This is a genomic window from Bacillus sp. z60-11 (assembly GCF_046464135.1).
In the GTDB taxonomy this organism is placed as follows: Bacteria; Bacillota; Bacilli; order Bacillales; family Bacillaceae; genus Bacillus; species Bacillus sonorensis_A.
Genome location: NZ_JBIYSN010000001.1, coordinates 478,947 through 499,328, shown reverse-complemented (window position 1 = coordinate 499,328; position 20,382 = coordinate 478,947). Strand labels below are relative to the sequence as shown.

Here is a 20,382-nt window from a genome sequence, read left to right as displayed (position 1 = left end):
TCATGAAACAATCTGCACAGAGGCATCACTAAAAGAAAAGGAGTTGAACCGAACCGATGCATACAATGTGGAAAGGCTCAATCAGCTTCGGCCTTGTCAACATCCCGATCAAACTGTTTGCAGCAACCGAAGACAAGGACGTGAAACTGCGGTCACTTCATAAAGAATGCCGCACCCCCATCCAATATGAAAAGAAATGTCCGAACTGCCACGAAGAAGTTTCTCCTGACGAGATTGTCAAAGGGTATGAATATGTAAAAGGCAAGTATGTCGTTTTAACAGATGAGGAACTGAAACAGCTTAAAGAGGAACAGGAAGACAAGTCGGTTGAGATTGTTGACTTTGTCCAGCTGAAGGAGATCGATCCGATCTATTTCAACCGCTCCTACTTCGTCGGGCCTGGAGATAACGGTGTAAAAGCATACACCCTGCTTCGGGAAGCGCTCAGAAAAACAGAAAAAATCGGGATTGCCCATATGACGATTCGATCAAAAAAACAGCTTGCCATTCTCCGTGTATATGAAAACTGCATTTTGATGGAATCGATCCATTACCCGGATGAAGTCCGCAATGTTGCACATGTCCCCGGCGTGCCGGAGCAAACAGAAGTCAACGAAAAAGAGCTGCAGACAGCCATTTCATTGATAGACGAACTGACAACGTCTTTTGCACCTGAACAGTATGAGGATACGTACAGACGAGCCGTGCTGGACAAAATCAAAGAAAAGATCGAGCAAAACGAGGGTGTCACACCTGCTGCAGCCGCTGCACCGCGCGAGGATGTCATCGATCTGGTCAGCGCCCTCCAGGCAAGCATCGAGCGAACGAAAGCTCCGCAAAAACAGGAAAAGGCCAAAACCAAAACCGCTGAAGCAAAGGGAACGGAAGAGAAAAAGCGAAAAACGTCGCGAAAAAAGGCGTCAGAGGCAAAGTAAAAGATGGGAAACACAATGCAGCCCGTTCTCACATCATCTCCCCCTTCCGGCGGCAATTGGCGCTATGAGGTCAAATATGACGGATACCGGGCGCTTTTAAGCGTCTCCGAGGCCGGGATCTCCCTGATCAGCAGAAACGGCCAGCCTTTGGACAGCATGTTTCCGGAAATCACGGCAAATATCAAAGAAAAGCTGGCTTCACTTGAAGAGCATCTGCCCCTCACCCTTGACGGTGAAATCGCATCTTTGACAAACCGTTACCGCTCAAATTTTGAATATGTGCAAAAACGGGGACTGACAAAAAAAGCCGATTTAATCGAGGAAGCGGCCGAAAACAAACCGTGCCAATTTCTCGCCTTTGATCTGCTTGAATACAGAGGGAAAACAATCACTTCACTGCCGTATCAAGAGCGGAAGCAAAAGCTGTATGAGCTGCTTGAAGATCTCGCTTTTCCCCTGGTTCCAGACCCGGCAGCAAAAGAACGAATTCAATATATTCCTGAAACAGAAGATTTTCATTCTCTCTGGGATTCAGTCAAAAAGCTTGACGGTGAAGGAGTCGTTGCGAAGAAAAAAGACAGTCGCTGGATGGCAAATAAAAAAACGGCCGAATGGCTTAAAATCAAAAATTACAAAAAAGCCGCCGTATTTATGACAGGCTACAATATGGCCAACGGATATGTGACGATAGCTGTTGTCGACAAAGGCCGGATTAAAGAAATGGGCTCGGTCTCCCACGGACTGGGAGAACAGGAAAGAAGCGCGCTTCTCGCTGTTGTACAGGAACACGGAACCCCTGTAAGGACAGGCGAATACACGATTGCTCCTTCCATTTGCATGACCGTCAATTACTTGACGATCCACTACGGAACATTGCGGGAGGTATCGTTCGCATCATTTGAATTTGATATAGCGTGGCAGGACTGCACATACACACGACTGCTTTTGCATTCGAGAAACGTCCACCCTGATTTGCAGCTCACCAGCCTTGATAAGATCATTTTTCCGCAAAGCCAAAAAACAAAAGCGGATTTCATCAGCTATTTGAATGAAATCGGCGATTTTCTGCTCCCTTTTTTAAAAAACCGGGCGCTCACCGTCATCCGCTTTCCCCACGGCTCCAAAGGAGAATCATTTTTTCAGAAGAATAAGCCTGATTATGCTCCCGACTTTATTTCTTCGATAAAGGATGATGAGCACGACCATATCATTTGTGAGGATTATTCTGTTTTATTGTGGCTTGCCAATCAGCTTGCATTGGAATTTCATATCCCGTTTCAAACGGCTGATACAGCCCGGCCGACCGAAATTGTTTTCGATCTCGATCCGCCATCGCCATCGGAATTTCCGTTGGCCGTGCGCGCGGCAACAGAACTCCGCCGTTTGTTTGAACAGCTTGGCCTCACCTCTTTTCCCAAGCTGTCGGGAAATAAAGGGATACAGCTCTATATTCCGATTTCAAAAAACGCGTTTACCTACGAAGAAACCCGGATTTTTACAAGCTTTGCCGCTACCTATTGCGTCTCGCTTTTTCCGGATCTGTTCACAACAGAGCGGCTCATTAAAAACAGAGGCGGAAAACTTTATATCGACTATGTGCAGCATGCTCCAGGGAAAACGATCATCTGCCCGTATTCGACGAGAGGCAATGCGCTTGGCACAGTAGCCGCACCGCTTTTTTGGGATGAAGTGGGGCCGAATCTGTCCCCTGCCGATTTTACAATGGAGGCTGTCGTGAAGCGAACGAAAGAAATCGGCTGCCCTTTCGAACGCTTTTTCAGACAGCCTCAGGATGAACAGTTTAAAGCCATTCTCGGCCATTTAAAAGAAAACGGCCGTCCGGAATGATCCCGGTTTTAGCGGAATAATAGGTGCTGACTGTGAATGCCGGCTTTTTTCAGAAGCGCCATCAGCTGCTCCTGCTCCTCTTTTGTCAAGCCTGAAAAAGCCCGTGCGATTCTCATCGAATGGATGGGATAAATCTCATCGAGATAAGCCTTGCCCTTTTCCGTCAAATTCGCGTAAACAGACCGTTTATCTTTTGGGTCTTGCTCTCGTTTGATGAAACCGTTTTTTTCTAATTTGTCGATCACATACGTCACATTGCCGCTTACAAGGAGCAGTCTGGAGCCGATTTGCTGCAGCTTTTGGGCTCCCCTTGTATACAAAAGCTCCAATACAGCAAATTCCGTAGGATTAAAGCCATGTTCTTTGCTGTCCCTAATACTATGTTCAGACACGCTTTTAAAAGCTCTGGCAAAAACCTTGTACAATGACATAGCACGGTGAACTTCTTCCTCATTAAACGAAAGTCTCATATCATCTACCTCTTATACTATTTTCTTAATGAACCCAGGAAAATGAAAACCCTTACAAAGTTGAAAAACAAAGGTCATTATTTTCCTATATTCTATATGTATATATTTTCGTTATACGAAAGAAAATTCCTTCTTATTTTTTGAAGATATTAAAAAAGAAGCCCGCATTTTTCAGGAACGGCCTACTTTGAAAACGGGCGGGCTTTATTTTTTCGAAAAAAATAAAAATATTCGTTTCTCAGCTCTGTAATCGTCATCCCCTGTAAATGATCCTGTTTGTATACCCCAAGCGAAATCAATTTTTTCGAATAGTGGTTTCTTTCTTTTTCCAATGCGTTTTTTAGTAATTTGCTCATGGCTTCTCCTTTCGTTTTCATGTATCCTTATGATCAGAATACGCCACATTTGTTAACCTTAAATTAAGATTGCGTAAAAATTGAATGACACCTCCTCTTTTTTAGGAGGATTTTTGATGAAGGCCGTTTTGCACTGCTCTCAGGAGCGGAAAGGCGTTATGACCGGCAAGCTTCATTAATGCCTCGAACAGTTCATCCCTTTTGTTGTCTAAAGCGACGATTTCTTTAGCAAGTGAGACAGCCTGGTGTTCCTTCATTGATCAATTCCTCCTCATCATCTCTGTATCCACAGCATACAAGAGATATCTTCCCGCTGCACTTCTTCTGTAAACTTTTCTTCCGCATTTTTTCAAAAAAAATAATATGTATGTTAGATTTTCTTACAGATGTCAGGTTTTTTCCCGCGTTTTCATATATAATACAAAAAAAGTCATCTTAGGGGTGGGAAAATGACAGTCGAAGACCTTTCTTATAAAGATAAAAAAGTGATATCAATCGGCATCGTCAGCGAGCTCACAGGCTTGTCGGTCAGGCAGATCCGCTATTATGAAGAGCGGAAGCTGATCTACCCGCAGCGTTCCTCAAGAGGCACGCGGAAATACTCCTTTGCGGATGTAGAACGGCTGATGGATATTGCCAATAAACGCGAGGACGGCGTTCAGACGGCGGAAATCCTCAAGGATATGCGCAAAAAAGAACAGAGCTTAAAAAACGATCAGCAGCTGAGAAAAAAGATGCTCCAGGGACAGCTTAACGCTCATTTTAAATACAGAAACCGTTAAAAAAACGAATCATCCCCGTCGAATGATTCGCCTCACTGCTACCGATCGGTATGTCCGATAAAATCAATCATGATGCCCTTGTCGGGATCGTCGCGAATACGAAACGCGATCGCTCCGGGCTCTCCGCTTGGTTTCGCCTTGTAGGCGGCATGGAAGACGTGGATGCTCGCTTCATATATTTGAAAATCATCCTCGTCAAGCCCGGCTATCCCCCATTTCTGTTTTTCGTTCAGGATTGTTTCCGGGGAAGGAAGAGCCCCTTCTACGTAGAGCCGTTTCATGCCGGACAGGTCGTTCTCCAGTATGGCCTCCAGCATGTTTTCCACGGCAACAAGCCGCCGGTCTTTCCCCTCATCCTCATGCTGGCACCCGGCCATCACCGCAAAAGCCAAACATATCACAACAGCAGCCATTCTCTGCATACCCCAACCTCCCTGTTCTCTCGCCTAAAATATATAAACTTTCAGGGCGTCTGGCAAGAAAAAACCCTCCTTTATCAGGAGGGCTGTTTTTATAATGCATGAATAAATGCAGTTGCAATTCCAAAGTAGATCAACAGAGACAAGATGTCATTCAAGGTTGTAATCAGCGGTCCGGAAGCGATGGCCGGGTCGACATTGCATTTGTGAAGAATAATCGGGACGATTGTACCGGCCATCGTTCCGATGATCAGCGTCGCCAAAAGCGAAGTGCCCACGACAAACCCGAGCAAAAGATTACCCTGCCACACAATCGCGATTCCCGTAATCACGACAGCGCAGACAAGACCGATGATGATGCCGACTCTGAGTTCGCGGAAAATCAGACGAAAAATCGTTTTTTTGTTGAGCTCTTCTTTTGAAAGGCCTCTGATGACAACGGCTAAAGACTGGGTCCCTGTGTTTCCCGTCATTCCGGCGATCATCGGCATAAAGAAGGCCAATGCGACAACCTGTTGAAGCGTATCTTCAAAATAGCTCATGATGCTTCCGGAGATCAAGCCGATAAACAACAGCAGAATCAGCCAAGGGAGCCGCCGGTATGCGGCTACATATGACTTTGTATCAAATGTGATCGCCTTACCTGAAGCAGCGAATTTTTCATAGTCTTCATTCGCTTCCTGGATGACGATGTCGATGATGTCATCGACCGTGACGATTCCGACAAGCTTATGGTTTTTTTCGACAACGGGTATCGCCAGAAAATCATAGCGTTCAATCAGCCTGGCGACCTCTTCCTGATCTTGCAGGGCCTCTGCGGAAATAACCCTTGTGAACATGAGATCCTGAACTTTTTCATCAGGTTCGGCTAAAATCAAATCGCGGTAGGATAAAACGCCGACGAGCTGTTTGTCATCATTGATCACATATAGATAGTTGATCGATTCGGCGATTTCGGCAAAGCTTTTCAGCTTGACGACAGCTTCTTTGACCGTGTAATGCTGCGGAATCCACACATAGCGGTTTGTCATGATTCTTCCCGCAGTTTCCGGCGGATAGTTCATCAGCACGCGGACCGCTTCTGATTCTTCCGCTTTCATGCTCGAAAGAAGCTGATCTTTCAGCTTCGGATCCATTTCCTCCAGAAGCGCGGCAAGATCATCATTATCCATCTTGTTCATGACATGGATCGCTTTCTCTTTGCCGACCTTGTTCAACACAGCAAGCTGCTCTTCTTTGTCGAGTTCACCCATCAAATCGGTGATGTCTTCAACTGTTAAAAAAGACAGATAGCGTCCGCGGTGCTTTTCAGGCAACTCCTTGAACAAAATCGCCATATCATATGGCTGCAATTCTTCCAAAACACTTTGAAATTCCTTGCGTTTTCCGTCTCTGAGTAAAATAATAATTCGTAAAATCAATTCATCATATGTCATGTTTTGTACCATGGCAACCTGTACCTCCTTTTCAGGAGATCCTTATATCACCATAGCAAAAGGGGTGATAGGCAGGGATCTCCTCATCGTCGATCAGCATTATGTCTTTCTTCTTGTTTTTCAAATGTTTAAACCGCCTCGAATGGGGAGAATCCATACTCACACCTCCTTGTATCATGGAGGAAAGGTTTACTTTCCTCAAAAAATAAAAAAACACCTATTTCATTAAAATGAAGGTGTTAAAAGCCATACAAAATAAAACCCTAACGCCTCCCAATCGTAGAGCTTTAGCACTGTATGGCATAGGCAAAAGTGCCAGCTGCGTTAAAAATCACCTTATGTCGATGATTCTTGTTGACCCATTGGCGTCTTTGGACATTTTTGGGCAGCAGCGTATCTCCATACAGGAGCCTCACCTAACGAAGAGCTATATTTACCAGACACACTGAGATTACAGAAAAAAAGGAGAGCTGTCAATAAGAAAAACAATTTTTCCTACCTTCTTATATGCGTGGATTCCCTTTTTCGTCACAAACAAACCGGTTTTCGTCAAGTGCGGCGTTTCTCCCGCTATTTTTCACTGTCATTTGGTATGTCTTCCTCTGACAAGAAATGATAGTTCTCATGCAGCAAAAGCGCATATTCCCCGTCATACTTCGGATGGGGGACATATTCCGCCTGCTCGATTGACAATTCTCCTCTTTGATGGGCTTCTTTCTCTTTCACATCTGTCACCTCCTTTTTCATAGGATGCCTTTTTCCGGAAATAATATGAGGCTTCATTTATCTAGTCAGTTCCTCTCTTTTTTCTCATTAAATTGGTTCTTTTCACTCATAACTCTGTCAGCTTATTCTATTATTCGACTTTTATCACCTATTCTCAATATTTTTAGATTTTTCTTAAAATTCATACAAATGAACCTTTTTTTAACAGAACAATTGTTTTACAATATTACCACACACCTTGTAACCCATCTAAAGCAGCACAAAACAGGGAGGGCTTTGAAATGCAAATGCGATTAATTCCTTATGTCACTGATGCAAAGCTGATGGACGCGAATGAACGGCCGGAAGGAATCGATGCGATTAAGGCGCCGGAGCTGTGGTCACAAGGTTTTAAAGGAAAAGATGTCACTGTCGCAGTGCTTGATACAGGCTGTGACACGTCCCATCCTGATTTAGCGGATCGAATTATCGGAGGCAAAAACTTTACTGATGATGACAACGGAAAAGAAGATCTGTTTCTTGATTATAACGGACATGGTACACATGTTGCGGGTACAATTGCGGCAAACGGCGGGATTTCGGGTGTCGCCCCTGAGGCCAACCTTTTAATTATCAAGGTTCTTGGCGGTGAAGACGGCAGCGGTGCTTATGAATGGATTATTAACGGCATCAACTACGCCGTGGAGCAAAAAGCCGACATCATTTCCATGTCGCTCGGCGGACCGGCCGATGTTCCCGAATTGAAAGAAGCCGTGGAGAATGCGGTGAAAAGCGGTGTTCTAGTCGTCTGTGCAGCCGGAAATGAAGGAGATGGAAATGATCGCACAGAGGAATACTCTTACCCGGCGGCATACAATGAAGTCATCGCTGTCGGCTCCGTTTCATTGACGCGTGAATCATCCGAGTTTTCAAACGCCAATAAAGAAATTGATCTCGTCGCACCCGGGGAGAAAATCCTCTCCACATTGCCGAACCAAAAGTACGGGAAGCTGACGGGCACTTCGATGGCAACCCCTCACGTCAGCGGGGCGCTTGCTCTTATTAAATCACTGGAAGAGGACGCATTTAAGCGGAAATTGACAGAGCCTGAAGTATATGCTCAACTGATCCGCCGGACCCTGCCGCTCGATTACTCAAAAGCCCTGATCGGCAACGGCTTTTTATATTTATCGGCACCCGAGGTTTTAGCCGAAAAAGCTGGCGAAGCAAAGCTTCTTTCCCTTTAAACCTGAGGCCGTCGACATTGTCGGCGGCTTTTTTGTTGTGCGGCTTCATCAAATCTTTTTAATAGTAAGAATTCAAAAATTATTTTGACTAAAAGAACATGACGGTATATAATCTACTAAACAATTTCATCGCCGGGAGCATGGTAATCTAATTCAAGGTTAGATTTTAAAAGGGAAGATTGGTGAAAAGCCAACGCGGTCCCGCCACTGTAAATGAGGAGGTTGTTTCGTAAAACCCACTGTTTCTATACGGGAAGGGTGAAATAACTGTTGATTCATGAGCCAGGAGACCTGCCTGTTCTAACGCACCACATACCTACGGTCGATAGGAGGTGTTCGAGTTGACGTAACAATTGGCTACGTTTATTTCTCGTTCGCAAAAATGCTGTTTTAGGCATTCACCTTCAATTGTCCGGAGAGTGAGTGTCTTTTTTTATTGAACATAATAAGGAGGAAACGTTAAATGACAAATGTAAAGACAAGCAGCTTAGGATTTCCAAGAATCGGCTTGAACAGGGAATGGAAAAAATCGCTTGAGGCTTATTGGAAAGGAAAAACGGATCGCGAGACCTTTCTCAAGGAAATGGACGAACAATTTTTAGGGGCGCTCAAAACCCAGCTTGACCAGCAAATCGATATCATACCGGTTTCCGACTTTACGTTCTATGATCATGTTCTTGACACAGCGGTGATGTTCAACTGGATCCCTGAAAGGTTCAAGAATGTAAACGATCCGCTGGATACTTACTTCGCAATGGCGCGGGGTACGAAAGATGCCGTCTCATGCGAAATGACAAAGTGGTTCAACACCAACTATCACTATATCGTGCCTGAATACGAGAAAAACGCGCAATACCGCTTGACGAAAAATAAGCCGCTTGACGATTACAAGAGAGCAAAAGCGGCATTTGGTGTAGAAACCAAGCCCGTTATTGTCGGCCTCTATACTTTCGTGTCGCTGGCAAAAGGCTATGACAAGCAGGAGATAAAAGATATTTACGATCAAATGATCCCGCTTTACATCCAGCTTCTGAAAGAGCTTGAGCAGGAAGGCGTCAAATGGGTGCAAATCGATGAGCCTGCCCTCGTGACGGCATCACCGGCCGAAGCGGCTGCCGCAAAAGAAATCTATGAGAAAATAAAAGAAAACGTGTCAGGATTGAATGTGCTGCTGCAGACATACTTTGATTCAGTTGACGCCTATGAAGAGCTTGTTTCATTCCCAGTTGACGGAATCGGCCTTGATTTCGTCCATGACAAAGGCAAGAACCTTGAGCATTTAAAAACGCACGGCTTCCCGAAAGACAAGGTGCTTGCCGCAGGAATTTTGGACGGCCGAAACATTTGGAAAGCCAATCTTGAAGAGCGGCTCGACTGGACGACAGAGCTTTTGAGCGGCCTTGGGGTACGCGAAGTTTGGCTTCAGCCTTCAAACAGCCTGCTTCATGTTCCTGTGGCCAAACACCCTGATGAACAGCTTGCCAATGATTTAATAAACGGGTTATCTTTCGCCAAGGAAAAGCTTGTCGAACTCACACTGCTAAAGGAAGGCTTAATTTCCGGGAAAGCGGCCGTACAGAGCCAAATCACTGAAGCGAACGAACACCTGCAAGCTCTGAAGCAATTCGGCGCTGCCACCAACACCGCATTCGCCGAAGAAAGAGACCGGCTGACAGAGGATGACTTTAAGCGTCCGACGGCTTTTGAAGAAAGGCTTCGGATACAAAATGAATCCCTTGGCCTTCCCCTTCTTCCGACGACAACGATCGGAAGCTTCCCGCAAACCGCTGAAGTGCGCAGCGCCCGGCAAAAATGGCGCAAGCAGGAATGGTCAAATGAACAATACGAATCATTTATCGAAGAGGAAACGAAGAAATGGATTGACATCCAGGAAGAGATCGGACTTGATGTCCTTGTCCACGGTGAATTCGAACGGACGGACATGGTGGAATATTTCGGTGAAAAGCTCGGCGGATTTGCATTCACGAAATACGCCTGGGTTCAGTCTTACGGCTCCCGCTGCGTCCGTCCGCCTGTGATTTATGGGGATGTCGAGTTTAAAGAGCCGATGACGGTAAAAGAAACAGTTTATGCGCAGTCTCTGACTTCTAAAAAAGTAAAGGGCATGCTGACAGGTCCTGTCACGATTTTAAACTGGTCTTTTGCCCGCTATGATCTGCCGAGAAAAGAAATCGCCTTCCAAATCGCGCACGCTCTACGCAAAGAGGTCGAAGCGCTTGAAAAAGCCGGAATCCAAATCATCCAGGTTGACGAACCTGCATTAAGGGAAGGCCTGCCGCTTAAAGAACGCGATTGGAATGAATATCTGACGTGGGCTGCCGAAGCTTTCAGACTGTCCACTTCATCTGTTCAAGACACAACACAGATCCATACACATATGTGCTACAGCAACTTTGAGGATATCGTCGATACGATCGAAGACCTGGATGCAGATGTGATTACGATTGAACACAGCAGAAGCCACGGCGGATTCCTTGAATATCTTGAAAAACACCCTTATTTAAAAGGACTCGGACTCGGCGTTTATGATATTCACAGCCCGCGCGTCCCTCCTACCGATGAAATGCTGACAATTATCGAAGATGCCTTGAAAGTTTGTCCAGCTGATCGTTTCTGGGTCAACCCTGACTGCGGATTAAAAACACGGCAGCCTGAAGAAACGATCGCTGCTTTGAAAAATATGGTGGAAGCCGCAAAACAGGCAAGGGATAAGCTGGCTCAGACTGTTTAAATTCACAATACGTTCAAAAAACAGAACCATCCGGTGATTCGGATGGTTCTTTCTCTTGTCCGCGGCCCGTCATAGTTCAAAAGAATCATTGCACAAGGTCTGTTCAGCAGGAAAATATTATGACTTTTGATTCATTCGTACGATTTTCTTCCGGATGCTTTTCTTTTAACATATGGATAGTAGATGATGGAAGGGAAGGAAAATATGTAGTGATCGACGATGGAAAAGCCCTGGAACGGGAATTATACAAAAAAACATGTTATGAAGACATTCATTCTCTTCAACATTATGTAAAAGAGTTGAATGCTGCCATAGGCGAGCTGAGGCATGAAAGCTCCGCTATTTTAAAAGCTCATCAAATGTACATAAACGGCTGGCGGGGCCAGGCGCGGAAAATGTATGACGCTCTTTTGGACGACCTTGACCGCGCGGAATTCCGTGTATACGACAAGCTGAGACTCGTCAAACAGCATGCGGCTGAGGAGATGGAACGGCTTCAGCTGGAAGCCGAGGAACTGATATGAGCATTCGGCTGAATGTCCATGATTTGCATGCCCTTTCCCGTCAATTTCGCCATTCACACCAGAAAATCAGTGATCTGATGCTTCTTTTGCATCGTCACCTTCATGTCCTGCTCTCAAGTGTGTCAGCAGCAAAGATTAGCGAAATCGATCAGGCCCAATCCGAAATGGAACATGAACTCAAAGGATTTTTACATACGCTTGATGACCTGGAGCATTTGCTCCGGCACACCGAAATCCGTATGAAAAAAACGGATCAAATGCTTGCCGCCCGGCTTTTTCAGAGCGGCGGCCATCTCGCCGGCTATCCGCACATCATGTCTTTTTTGGCCGCCTCCAAACATTCGGCTGACAACTTCAAGATGACAGCTTCGCTAACGTGTGAACCTCTGATTTTACTGAAACAATTGAAAGAAAACGGCCTGTCGGGCCTGTTTACGGGAAAACGGACTGCATCATATGTTCAATTTGATGACCGGGGAAAACGGCAGCTGTGGTCGGTTCGGCGCCTGTTAAGCCGCAAAATCGCAAGGAATCTTTGCCTTTTGGCCTATCAGCAGGCAGCAAAAGGCCCGCTTTCATATACGGGTTCTGCATTTTCCAGAAAAGCGGCCGAGGCGGACGCATCCGACCTCAACACCGTTTGTCTTCACGGAAGCCAAAAAATTTCCGCCTCTGCCCTAGCCGGGTTCAGCGAACAAGCAAAACAGGAACGGAATGAAGACGAGCTTGCTTCTACAAAAGCCTGATCTTTGAGATCAGGCTTTTATATGTATCTACCAATACACATTCTCTTTGATTCTATGCTCCCCGTCGCCTTCTTTGATGATGACCGCGCTTCCTTGTTCGGGAATGGCGATAACCGCAAGCGCCGTATCATGGACATAGCTTGAGTTCCATAATTCATGAAGGGGGCGCTCTTTCAAAATATTCAAAAGCATTAAGATGAACACAGAATGGCTGACCAATAAAACGTTTCCTTCCCGGTGTTTTGCGCGAATCTGCTCAAACGCCCGCTTTACCCGTGTTTCAAAGACTTGAAAACTCTCCCCGCCGCTTGGAATATACCGTTCAGATGCTTGAAAGTAGGCTTCCAGCATGCCGGGATCTTGCTGTTTGATTTCGTCATACGTTTTTCCTTCCCAAGAACCCAGGCTGATTTCTCTAAAGATGTCGTCCTCAATAAACGGGATGGTGCGGTCCCCGAGTATCGCCCTTGCCGAATCGACTGCGCGCCCGCTGGTGCTCACATATGCCGCTTGAAATGGAATACTTTTCAGCTTCTCTCCGAGCGCTTTCGCATTGGCTAAACCCAAGGGTGTCAAATTAGAATTCGCCCAACCCTGCATTCTCTTTTCGATATTCCACTCCGTCTGGCCGTGTCTTGCCATATATAAAGTTAGCAAACAATCCTCTCCCATTTTTTTGATTCTCGCGTCCATTGTATGCTAACAACACGTCCAAAGCAAATATACAGAATATTCAAAACAACGTTTATTTTGCCGGGAGCATCAGCTATAATAGAAAGGCAAGACAACCAAGGAGGATACAGACATGAATCACGAAGCATTCTTACAGCGCGCAATCGATCTTGCAGTCGAAAGCGTAGAATCCGGAACAGGGGGGCCTTTCGGCGCTGTGATTGTCAAGGATGGCAACATCATCGCCGAAGGAAAAAACAATGTAACAACGAGCAATGATCCAACCGCACACGCGGAAGTAACGGCCATACGCCTGGCCTGTGAAGCAATTGGCGATTACCAGCTACACGACTGCGTTCTTTATACAAGCTGTGAACCGTGTCCAATGTGTTTAGGGGCGATATACTGGGCGAGGCCGAAAGAAGTGTATTTTGCCGCCAGGCATTCAGATGCCGCACAAGCCGGCTTTGACGATACGTTTATTTATGATGAAATCATGAAAAACCGGGCCGACCGGAAAATTCCTTTTTATCAAATGGAGCTTCACGCTAAACTTGAGCCTTTTCAGACGTGGGAAAACACGGATGATAAAATAGAATATTAATGTAAGGAGCTTTCCATTTTGGAAAGCTCCTTACCATTTAATCCGCTCATTCCTTATACCAGTCAAGCGCTTGATCTTCCGGTTCAAAATCAAGGCTTTCCGCTTTTCCATCCTTTTGTATCTCAAGCCTTACGGTTTTGCCTTGCAGTTTTTCGGGAGCCTCAGCTACATCTCTTTCAAAGTCGGATACTTTCTGATATGTTTTCTCCCCCGCTTCAGTCTTGATTGTGATATCGTGATCAGACTCGCTGACAAGCGTTGCAATGATGTGCTGTCCGCCGTCAGCCTCGCGTTCATAGACGCCGTTTTGATCCGCTTTTGCCTGAGGCATCAGCTCCGCCTCTTCGGCCTCCTGTGTCTTGCCGTCCACTTCGACCTTGACAAGCTTCCCGATTAAATCATCGTGTGCCTCTTCACTTTTAAACTGCCTGCTTTTTGGAATGATCAATTCCCGGTCTTTGATTTTCAAGGTTATCTGGTCATCTTCTGCTAGAATAAGCTTTCCTATCAAATCAAAATCGGCTTCTGACCGTCTGTTTTGGTCATGGGAATACTTTCTTAAGTCACCCTGTTTTCGGTTCGCTGTTTCAGCGGATTTATGGTTGCCGTCATCCTCTTGTGCTCCGCCTCCGCAGCCTGCGGCAAGCGCGATGACGATCAGCCCGCCGAGCACAATTGCTTTTTTGATATGCTTCATATGCTGCTCCTTTCAATCTTGTTTTACTTTCATCCTCTAAAAAAGAAAGCAAACACTCCTGTTTGCTTTCCAGCTAAACGCCCGATTTATTTTACTTCAAGGCTGACATCTATATTTCCTCTCGTCGCTTTTGAATACGGGCAAAAATCGTGTGCGGCCTTGACGAGCTCCTCGGCTTTCTCCTTTTCAAGACCTTTGGCTGCGACGATCAGCTGGACGCCGAGCTTAAAGCCGCCGTCACTTTCATCTTTCATCAGGCTGACGCGGCCTTCCACTTCAGAGTCAAAGTCAATTCCCTGCTCTTTGGCGACATGTTCTAAAGCGCCGCCGAAGCATGCCGCATACCCCGCCGCAAACAGCTGTTCAGGATTTGTTCCCGATTCGCCTTCCTTTTTTTCATTCGGCATGACAATGTTGTAATCGAGAACACCATCATCTGATTTGACATGTCCAGATCTTCCGCCTTTTGCCGTTACTTTCGCTGTGAATAATGTCGTCATGATTCTTTCCTCCTTACGTTTTCCCTTACTCTTTATATTTCACAAAATCCGCTTTTTAAACATGCCGACAGCCTTTTTTAGTGAAATAATAGGAAAAGGACGAAAAATTTTATACAATGAAATGGAACAAAGAAAGAGTTGGTGAACCGATGACAAATGAATTCGAACATATGAAGCTTGAGAGGCAGCTCTGTTTCCTCCTGTATGCCGGCTCGCGCGAGATGACAAAACTGTACAAGCCGCTTTTGGACGAGCTGAAGATTACATATCCCCAATACCTTGCACTTCTTTTACTGTGGGAGCATGGTCAATTGAGCGTGAAAAAAATGGGTAAGCTCCTTTATCTCGATTCAGGCACGCTGACTCCGATGCTGAAACGAATGGAGCAGAGCGGCCTGCTGACAAGGGAGCGCTCCCATAAGGATGAACGCTCTGTGATCGTAAAGCTGACGGCAGACGGCAGAGCCCTCCGTGAGAAAGCAAGCTGCATTCCCGCTGACATGCTAAAACAGACCAAATTGACGGCTGAAGAGCTCAACGATTTAAAACATGCGCTTCAATCACTCCTCGTCACATTGACGAAAGAAAATTAAGGCGCCTTCAAATATGAAGGCGCCCTTTTTTATGAAATGACCGCAAGACTCACTTCTATATTTCCGGAAATCGCTTTTGAGTACGGGCAGACTGTGTGTGCTTCGTGAACAAGTGTTTCCAATTCGGCTTTGTCAATATCCGCGCTCTTCACTTGCAGTGCGACGCCGAGCCGATATCCTCCGTCTGCTTCATCTTTCAGAAGGCTGACATTTGCCGTTACTTCTGTTTCGATGTGCAGGCGCTTCTTCTTAGCGGTTAATTGCAGCGCGCTGTCAAAGCATGCCGCATATCCGGCGGCAAACAGCTGTTCAGGATTGGTCGCTTTTTCTTGTTCTTTCGCTTTTATCGTGCCCGGCATGGCCAGCTCCAGCGCCAATGCGCCGTCAGAAGAGGTCACTTGTCCGTCTCTTCCTCCTTTGGCGGTTGCTTGAGCGGTAAACATCGGTTTCGTCATATTCATTCTCCTTTATTTTCGATTTTGCACAATTTAATTTTACAAAATACAATTGAATTGTGCAATAAAAAAACATCCCGCCCCTTTAGATGAGGCAGGATGTCCATATGTTAAATGCGGATCTGTCCATTTCCTTTCAGGATATATTTTGAGGATGTCAGCGCCTCAAGACCCATCGGGCCTCTTGCGTGGAGCTTTTGCGTGCTGATGCCGATTTCCGCGCCGTACCCGAATTCAAACCCGTCGGTAAACCTTGTCGACGCATTGTGGTAAACCGCCGCTGCGTCAACAGACGTTAAGAAAAAGCGGGCATTTTCCTCATTTTCGGTCAATATCGCTTCTGAATGCCGTGTTCCATAGCGGTGGATATGGCGGATCGCTTCATCGAGGCTGCGGACGGTTTTGATGCTTACGACAGGCGCCAAAAACTCCGTCTCCCAGTCAAGCTCGCCGGCGGGCACAGCCGAAGGAAGCAGCTCACATACCGTCTGGTCCCCTCTGATTTCAACACCTGCTTCCGCAAGCTTTTGCAGCAGGGCCTTCGATTTTTCCTCCGGCCAGTCTTCATGAATGAGCACTGTTTCAATCGCATTGCAGACGGACGGGCGCTGTGTCTTCGCGTTAATGACTACCCGCTCCGCCATATCAGCTTGCGCCGATTCATCGATAAAGATGTGGCAGTTGCCGGCCCCTGTTTCAAGTACAGGTACCGTCGATTCCCGGACAACCATATCGATGAGGTTTTTTCCGCCTCTTGGAATCAGCACATCGAGATATTCGTTTAATGTAAACAGCTGCTTTGCCGTTTCCTTGCGCGTATCTTCGATCAGCTGGACGGCTTCCTTTGGAAGCGCAGACGCTTCCAAAGCCTCCCGAATCACACGGACTAAAGCTTGATTGCTATTCAGCGCAGAGGAGCTTCCGCGGAGGACGCAAGCATTGCCCGTTTTCAGGCAAAGTGTTGCGGCATCAGCCGTGACATTGGGCCGCGCCTCATAAATCATCCCGACAACGCCGAGGGGCACGCGGATTTTCTCGATCAAGAGCCCGTTGTCTTTGCGGATTGTTTCAAGATTGTCCCCGATCGGATCATTCAGCGTCATGAGAAGGGTAATCGCGTCCGCGATGTCGCCGAGCCTTTTTGCATCAAGAGAAAGCCGGTCCAACAGCGCAGGTGAGAACCCTTTTTCTTTTCCGAGTGCAATGTCTTTCTCGTTTTCCGCCAAAATATATTCCTGATTGGAGCGAATCGCTTCCGCAATCAGTGAAAGCGCCTTGTTTTTCTCTTCCGTCGTCCGATGAACGAGCTCTTCGGCCGCTTTTTTCGCCTTTTTCGCTTTTTCGATCACTTCATTCATTTCGTTTCATCCCCTTATTCTTTTATGCTAATCCAATCATCTCGATGGATGACCTCAATCCCTTTATCATAATGAAATTCATCGCTTCGTTTTCCTTTTATTCGCAAGAGTTCTTCCGCTGAGTACAGCGTCTGGCCCTTGCCGGCTAACCCATTCGGGCCGTACACTTCTACGACCGCACCCTTTGAAAAATCTCCGTATACTTTGGTGACGCCAGCCGGGAGCAGGCTGCTTCCATTTTCCGTCATCGCCAGTTCCGCCCCTTCATCAATCAAGATTTTTCCTGAAACAGGTGAATGAAAGGCGATCCACTGTCTATGATTATTGACCGAAGACAGGTCTGATTGGCCGATATAGGTTCCGTCGCCATTCCCCTTTAAAATCTCTATAAGCTTTTCTTCACCGGCTCCTGTGCCGATAAATACATTGACACCGAGAGAAAGAGCGGTTTTTGCAGCTAAAAGCTTTGATTTCATTCCGCCCGTTCCGACTTTCGAACCGATCGATGTGGCATAGCTTAAAAGGTCTTCTGTAATGTCGGCGATATAATCAAAGCGGCGGGCATCAGGATGTTCGGCCGGATTTGCCTCATAAAGGCCGTTGATGTCCGTTAAAATGATTAATTTGTCAGCATGGATCAAACCGCTCACTAAGGCGGAGAGCATATCGTTATCACCAAATGTCAATTCTTCCACGGAAACGGAATCATTTTCATTAATAATCGGCACAAGCCCTCGCTCAATCAACTCCGTGATCGTCGCATATGCATTGCGGTAACGTTCCCTTTTGGCAAAATCATTTCGCGTCAACAAGATCTGTGCCGGCAGCAAATCATGCGCTGCAAACTGCTGAATATATTGCTGCATTAACAGGCTTTGCCCGACGGCTGCTGCGGCCTGCTTCCCCTTTATAGTAACCGGCCTTGCTGGATAGCCGAGCTGAAAAAAGCCGGCGGCGACAGCGCCGGAAGAAATAAAAATCACTTCGTGGCCTTCTTTTTTCAAAGCGGTAATCGCCCGAACATGGTCATGGACTTTCGCCTCATCTATCCCGCCTTTTGAGTCCGTTAATGAACTGCTTCCGATTTTGATGACAATCCGTTGTTTTTTCACGTTTCTTCCCTCCGAGATGATCCAGGCGGAAGCCAATAAAAAAAGCCCCTTTCGTCTTTAGAGAAAAGGACGAAAAGAGCTTTTTCCGCGGTACCACCTTCATTGAATGCGCAAAAAACTGCACATTCCGCTTTCCCCTGTAACGCAGGGTTTGCGCCTAGGTTTTTCCCCTAAGACTCCGAGGCAGGTTCGGCAGGTTTCATGTGGTGAAATGTTTCAGCATGTCATTTCACTCTCTTTCACAGAAAGGTCTGCTTACTGGTCCTCTTCAACGCTCGCTGATTTTTTATTATTATGCCCAGTAAAAATGCCGCTGTCAAGAGCTTTCTCACCGGCGATTTTTAATTAAAAACGATGGTCTTATTTCCATGAACGATAACCCGGTCTTCCAGATGCCATTTGACCGCTCTGGCAAGAACGCTTCTTTCAATCGTCCGGCCGATGTTTTTCAAAGCCTCCACATTATCTCTGTGGTCAACGCGTTCAATACCCTGTTCGATGATCGGGCCTTCGTCCAATTCGTTTGTGACGTAGTGGGATGTGGCTCCGATCAGCTTGACCCCTCTTTCATATGCGCGCTTATACGGATTGGCGCCGATAAAAGCAGGCAGGAATGAATGGTGGATATTGATGATTTTATTCGGATGCGCCGAAACAAACTCAGGGGTTAAAATCTGCATGTAACGGGCAAGGACGATGACATCTGCGCGATATTCTTCAAGCCATTTCAGCTGCTGTTTTTCGACTTCTTGGCGGATGTCTTTGTTTGCTTTCATATAAAGAAACGGAATATTCAGCGATTCAACGATCTCTCTGGCATCCTCATGGTTGCTGATCACCGCGGCGATCTCCGCCATCAAATTGCCGCTCTGCCATTCCCACAACAGCTCATGGAGACAGTGCAGCTCTTTGGACACGAAGATGACGACCCGTTTTAATTCGCTTGCGGGTGTGATGCTCCATGTCATTTGGAAAGACGCTGCGACAGATGCGAATGTTTCTTTCATCCGGTCGATTTTTTCGCGGATTCCCGCAGCTTCAAATTCGATTCTGAGAAAGAAACGGCCGCCTTCCGGATCTGTCGTATACTGGCTCGATTCAATAATATTGGCGCCGTTGTCATATAAAAACGCGGAAACGGCCGCGACAATGCCCGGCTGATCCGGACAGCTGACGAGCAGGCGCGCTTTCTCGTTATTGATTTCCTGATAATGCTCTAACTGTTGTTTCATATATGCTTTCATTTTGATTAAAACCCTCTTTGTCTTGTAATTCGTAAACTATCTCTTCATTATACTTGAGTTGATTGAAAAATCAATTTGTGTACGCCTATTTTATAACCGGGGACAGTTTTTAGCTGATCAGCTTTAATCCGACGGCTGCCCCCAATATAAGCGCGATAAAAAAGATGCGTTTGGCGTCTTTCGGTTCTCCGTAGAAAAGGATGCCGGAAAGCGTTCCGCCAACGGTGCCGATTCCGGTCCAAACCGCATAAGCCGTTCCCATCGGCAACGTCTCCATGGCAAGAGAAAGCAGGCAAAATGAGGAGGCAAACCCGGCAATCAACAGAAAGATCCATTTAAGCTGTTTATCTTGATGAAACTGGTTCATCATCGTCACACCGAGCATTTCCAAGACGCCGGCGGCGACTAAATAGATCCATGCCATCACGAAGCCTCTCCTTTCTCTTCATTAGTCACAAGCTTCAGCCCGATCACACCGCACAGCAAAACACCGATCAGTACAAGCTTGACGATGTCGGCCGGTTCATGAAACAAGATGATCTCGCACAGCACCGTTCCCGCTGTGCCAAGTCCGGTAAATACCGCATAAACGGTGCCGACCGCAAGCTTTTCACCGGCCTTAATCAAAATATAGAAGCTCGCAACGACGGCCGCCGCCGTCCCTGTCCATTCAATCGCTGTATCGGCATGCTTCAGCCCGATCACCCAGCAAATTTCAAACATGGCCGCCAGCACAACACTGCCCCATCTCATATTCGTTCCCTCCAATCATCATTTAGCAATCGAAAAAGCCCGGGTTATCGATGAAAACGATACTCCCGGGCTTTTTTCCCTCCGTGTGCATATGAACGAAGTCATATGTGTTTTCTCTCGGACCAGACCACATGCCGATGTGCGGAACCCTAGAAAACTTTAAGCGATATCATA

24 protein-coding genes, 3 riboswitches and 1 other annotated feature are annotated in these 20,382 nt (G+C 46.5%); of the genes, 9 read left to right on the top strand and 15 right to left on the bottom strand.

What is annotated here, in order from left to right; translation table 11 throughout:
- Window positions 1-56 precede the first annotated feature (56 nt).
- Together ACINLD_RS02650 and ACINLD_RS02645 are read left to right on the top strand one after the other, a co-directional pair.
- Window positions 57-935 (top strand): Ku protein, encoded by an 879-nt coding sequence (locus ACINLD_RS02650; protein WP_026586691.1) that lies wholly within the window; start codon window positions 57-59, stop codon window positions 933-935.
- 3 nt (window positions 936-938) lie between these two features.
- Window positions 939-2,783 carry a DNA ligase D gene (locus ACINLD_RS02645; RefSeq protein WP_409444736.1) on the top strand — a complete coding sequence of 615 codons (1,845 nt, stop codon included), beginning with the start codon at window positions 939-941 and terminating at the stop codon, window positions 2,781-2,783.
- An 8-nt stretch (window positions 2,784-2,791) separates the two neighbouring features.
- Here the strand turns inward: ACINLD_RS02645 and ACINLD_RS02640 are convergent, their stop codons facing one another.
- The 3 genes from ACINLD_RS02640 to ACINLD_RS02630 form a co-directional block, all read right to left on the bottom strand.
- On the bottom strand, window positions 2,792-3,253 hold the full coding sequence (locus ACINLD_RS02640) for a MarR family winged helix-turn-helix transcriptional regulator (RefSeq protein ID WP_026586689.1): 462 nt from the start codon (window positions 3,251-3,253) through the stop codon (window positions 2,792-2,794).
- A 182-nt stretch (window positions 3,254-3,435) separates the two neighbouring features.
- Window positions 3,436-3,609: a Fur-regulated basic protein FbpA gene (locus ACINLD_RS02635; protein ID WP_026586688.1), complete on the bottom strand. Its 174-nt coding sequence runs from the start codon at window positions 3,607-3,609 to the stop codon at window positions 3,436-3,438.
- Window positions 3,610-3,710: 101 nt separating this feature from the next.
- Window positions 3,711-3,866, bottom strand: coding sequence for a hypothetical protein (locus tag ACINLD_RS02630; protein WP_179115738.1), 156 nt, complete (start codon window positions 3,864-3,866; stop codon window positions 3,711-3,713).
- 192 nt (window positions 3,867-4,058) lie between these two features.
- Here ACINLD_RS02630 and ACINLD_RS02625 point away from each other — a divergent pair, with 192 nt between their 5' ends.
- Entirely contained in the window at window positions 4,059-4,391 is a 333-nt protein-coding gene (locus ACINLD_RS02625; protein ID WP_026586687.1) for a MerR family transcriptional regulator, read from the top strand.
- 38 nt (window positions 4,392-4,429) lie between these two features.
- On the opposite strand, the gene ACINLD_RS02620 is transcribed toward ACINLD_RS02625, so the two are convergent.
- The 3 genes from ACINLD_RS02620 to ACINLD_RS02610 form a co-directional block, all read right to left on the bottom strand.
- Window positions 4,430-4,813 carry a hypothetical protein gene (locus ACINLD_RS02620; protein ID WP_026586686.1) on the bottom strand — a complete coding sequence of 128 codons (384 nt, stop codon included), beginning with the start codon at window positions 4,811-4,813 and terminating at the stop codon, window positions 4,430-4,432.
- Window positions 4,814-4,902: 89 nt separating this feature from the next.
- Window positions 4,903-6,258: a magnesium transporter gene (gene mgtE, locus ACINLD_RS02615; RefSeq protein WP_409444737.1), complete on the bottom strand. Its 1,356-nt coding sequence runs from the start codon at window positions 6,256-6,258 to the stop codon at window positions 4,903-4,905.
- 253 nt (window positions 6,259-6,511) lie between these two features.
- A riboswitch (M-box (ykoK) riboswitch) is annotated at window positions 6,512-6,677 on the bottom strand.
- A gap of 139 nt (window positions 6,678-6,816) precedes the next feature.
- Window positions 6,817-6,972, bottom strand: a complete 156-nt coding sequence (locus ACINLD_RS02610) for a transcriptional regulator SplA domain-containing protein (protein WP_142246129.1) — start codon at window positions 6,970-6,972, stop codon at window positions 6,817-6,819.
- Window positions 6,973-7,253: 281 nt separating this feature from the next.
- On the opposite strand from ACINLD_RS02610, the gene ACINLD_RS02605 reads away from it, so the two are divergent.
- The 4 genes from ACINLD_RS02605 (at window position 7,254) to ACINLD_RS02590 (ending at window position 12,220) form a co-directional block, all read left to right on the top strand.
- A complete protein-coding gene (locus tag ACINLD_RS02605) occupies window positions 7,254-8,198 on the top strand; it encodes a S8 family peptidase (RefSeq protein WP_026586684.1) in 945 nt (314 codons plus the stop codon).
- A 124-nt stretch (window positions 8,199-8,322) separates the two neighbouring features.
- Window positions 8,323-8,512, top strand: a riboswitch (cobalamin riboswitch).
- Between the two features lie 149 nt (window positions 8,513-8,661).
- Window positions 8,662-10,950 carry a 5-methyltetrahydropteroyltriglutamate--homocysteine S-methyltransferase gene (gene metE, locus ACINLD_RS02600; protein WP_077736958.1) on the top strand — a complete coding sequence of 763 codons (2,289 nt, stop codon included), beginning with the start codon at window positions 8,662-8,664 and terminating at the stop codon, window positions 10,948-10,950.
- A gap of 209 nt (window positions 10,951-11,159) precedes the next feature.
- Window positions 11,160-11,474: a hypothetical protein gene (locus ACINLD_RS02595; RefSeq protein ID WP_026586682.1), complete on the top strand. Its 315-nt coding sequence runs from the start codon at window positions 11,160-11,162 to the stop codon at window positions 11,472-11,474.
- Window positions 11,471-12,220 carry a hypothetical protein gene (locus tag ACINLD_RS02590; RefSeq protein ID WP_051290361.1) on the top strand — a complete coding sequence of 250 codons (750 nt, stop codon included), beginning with the start codon at window positions 11,471-11,473 and terminating at the stop codon, window positions 12,218-12,220. The genes ACINLD_RS02595 and ACINLD_RS02590 overlap by 4 nt, the downstream gene beginning before the upstream one ends.
- A gap of 27 nt (window positions 12,221-12,247) precedes the next feature.
- Here ACINLD_RS02590 and ACINLD_RS02585 read toward each other — a convergent pair whose 3' ends face one another.
- Window positions 12,248-12,877: a histidine phosphatase family protein gene (locus ACINLD_RS02585; protein ID WP_026586681.1), complete on the bottom strand. Its 630-nt coding sequence runs from the start codon at window positions 12,875-12,877 to the stop codon at window positions 12,248-12,250.
- Between the two features lie 148 nt (window positions 12,878-13,025).
- Between ACINLD_RS02585 and ACINLD_RS02580 the strand changes: the two genes are divergently transcribed.
- A complete protein-coding gene (locus ACINLD_RS02580) occupies window positions 13,026-13,496 on the top strand; it encodes a nucleoside deaminase (RefSeq protein WP_026586680.1) in 471 nt (156 codons plus the stop codon).
- A 46-nt stretch (window positions 13,497-13,542) separates the two neighbouring features.
- On the opposite strand, the gene ACINLD_RS02575 is transcribed toward ACINLD_RS02580, so the two are convergent.
- On the bottom strand, window positions 13,543-14,193 hold the full coding sequence (locus ACINLD_RS02575; protein ID WP_277692700.1) for a hypothetical protein: 651 nt from the start codon (window positions 14,191-14,193) through the stop codon (window positions 13,543-13,545).
- 86 nt (window positions 14,194-14,279) lie between these two features.
- Window positions 14,280-14,693: an organic hydroperoxide resistance protein gene (locus tag ACINLD_RS02570; RefSeq protein ID WP_409444738.1), complete on the bottom strand. Its 414-nt coding sequence runs from the start codon at window positions 14,691-14,693 to the stop codon at window positions 14,280-14,282.
- A 149-nt stretch (window positions 14,694-14,842) separates the two neighbouring features.
- On the opposite strand from ACINLD_RS02570, the gene ACINLD_RS02565 reads away from it, so the two are divergent.
- The gene (locus tag ACINLD_RS02565) at window positions 14,843-15,286 is read left to right on the top strand and encodes a MarR family winged helix-turn-helix transcriptional regulator (RefSeq protein ID WP_409444769.1); all 444 of its coding nucleotides are present in this window, start codon (window positions 14,843-14,845) and stop codon (window positions 15,284-15,286) included.
- Between the two features lie 29 nt (window positions 15,287-15,315).
- On the opposite strand, the gene ACINLD_RS02560 is transcribed toward ACINLD_RS02565, so the two are convergent.
- The 6 genes from ACINLD_RS02560 to ACINLD_RS02535 form a co-directional block, all read right to left on the bottom strand.
- Window positions 15,316-15,741 (bottom strand): organic hydroperoxide resistance protein, encoded by a 426-nt coding sequence (locus tag ACINLD_RS02560; RefSeq protein WP_026586676.1) that lies wholly within the window; start codon window positions 15,739-15,741, stop codon window positions 15,316-15,318.
- Between the two features lie 110 nt (window positions 15,742-15,851).
- Window positions 15,852-17,099, bottom strand: coding sequence for a glutamate-5-semialdehyde dehydrogenase (locus ACINLD_RS02555; protein ID WP_026586675.1), 1,248 nt, complete (start codon window positions 17,097-17,099; stop codon window positions 15,852-15,854).
- 14 nt (window positions 17,100-17,113) lie between these two features.
- Complete coding sequence (proB, locus tag ACINLD_RS02550) at window positions 17,114-18,211, bottom strand: glutamate 5-kinase (RefSeq protein WP_026586674.1); 1,098 nt, start codon at window positions 18,209-18,211, stop codon at window positions 17,114-17,116.
- A gap of 62 nt (window positions 18,212-18,273) precedes the next feature.
- Window positions 18,274-18,492: a binding site (T-box leader), on the bottom strand.
- A 60-nt stretch (window positions 18,493-18,552) separates the two neighbouring features.
- Window positions 18,553-19,455, bottom strand: coding sequence for a formyltetrahydrofolate deformylase (gene purU / locus ACINLD_RS02545; RefSeq protein ID WP_077736959.1), 903 nt, complete (start codon window positions 19,453-19,455; stop codon window positions 18,553-18,555).
- Between the two features lie 109 nt (window positions 19,456-19,564).
- Window positions 19,565-19,879, bottom strand: a complete 315-nt coding sequence (locus ACINLD_RS02540; RefSeq protein WP_026586672.1) for a DMT family transporter — start codon at window positions 19,877-19,879, stop codon at window positions 19,565-19,567.
- The gene (locus tag ACINLD_RS02535) at window positions 19,879-20,208 is read right to left on the bottom strand and encodes a DMT family transporter (protein ID WP_026586671.1); all 330 of its coding nucleotides are present in this window, start codon (window positions 20,206-20,208) and stop codon (window positions 19,879-19,881) included. The genes ACINLD_RS02540 and ACINLD_RS02535 overlap by 1 nt, the downstream gene beginning before the upstream one ends.
- Before the next feature lie 60 nt (window positions 20,209-20,268).
- Window positions 20,269-20,372: riboswitch (guanidine-I (ykkC/yxkD leader) on the bottom strand.
- Window positions 20,373-20,382: the final 10 nt, after the last annotated feature.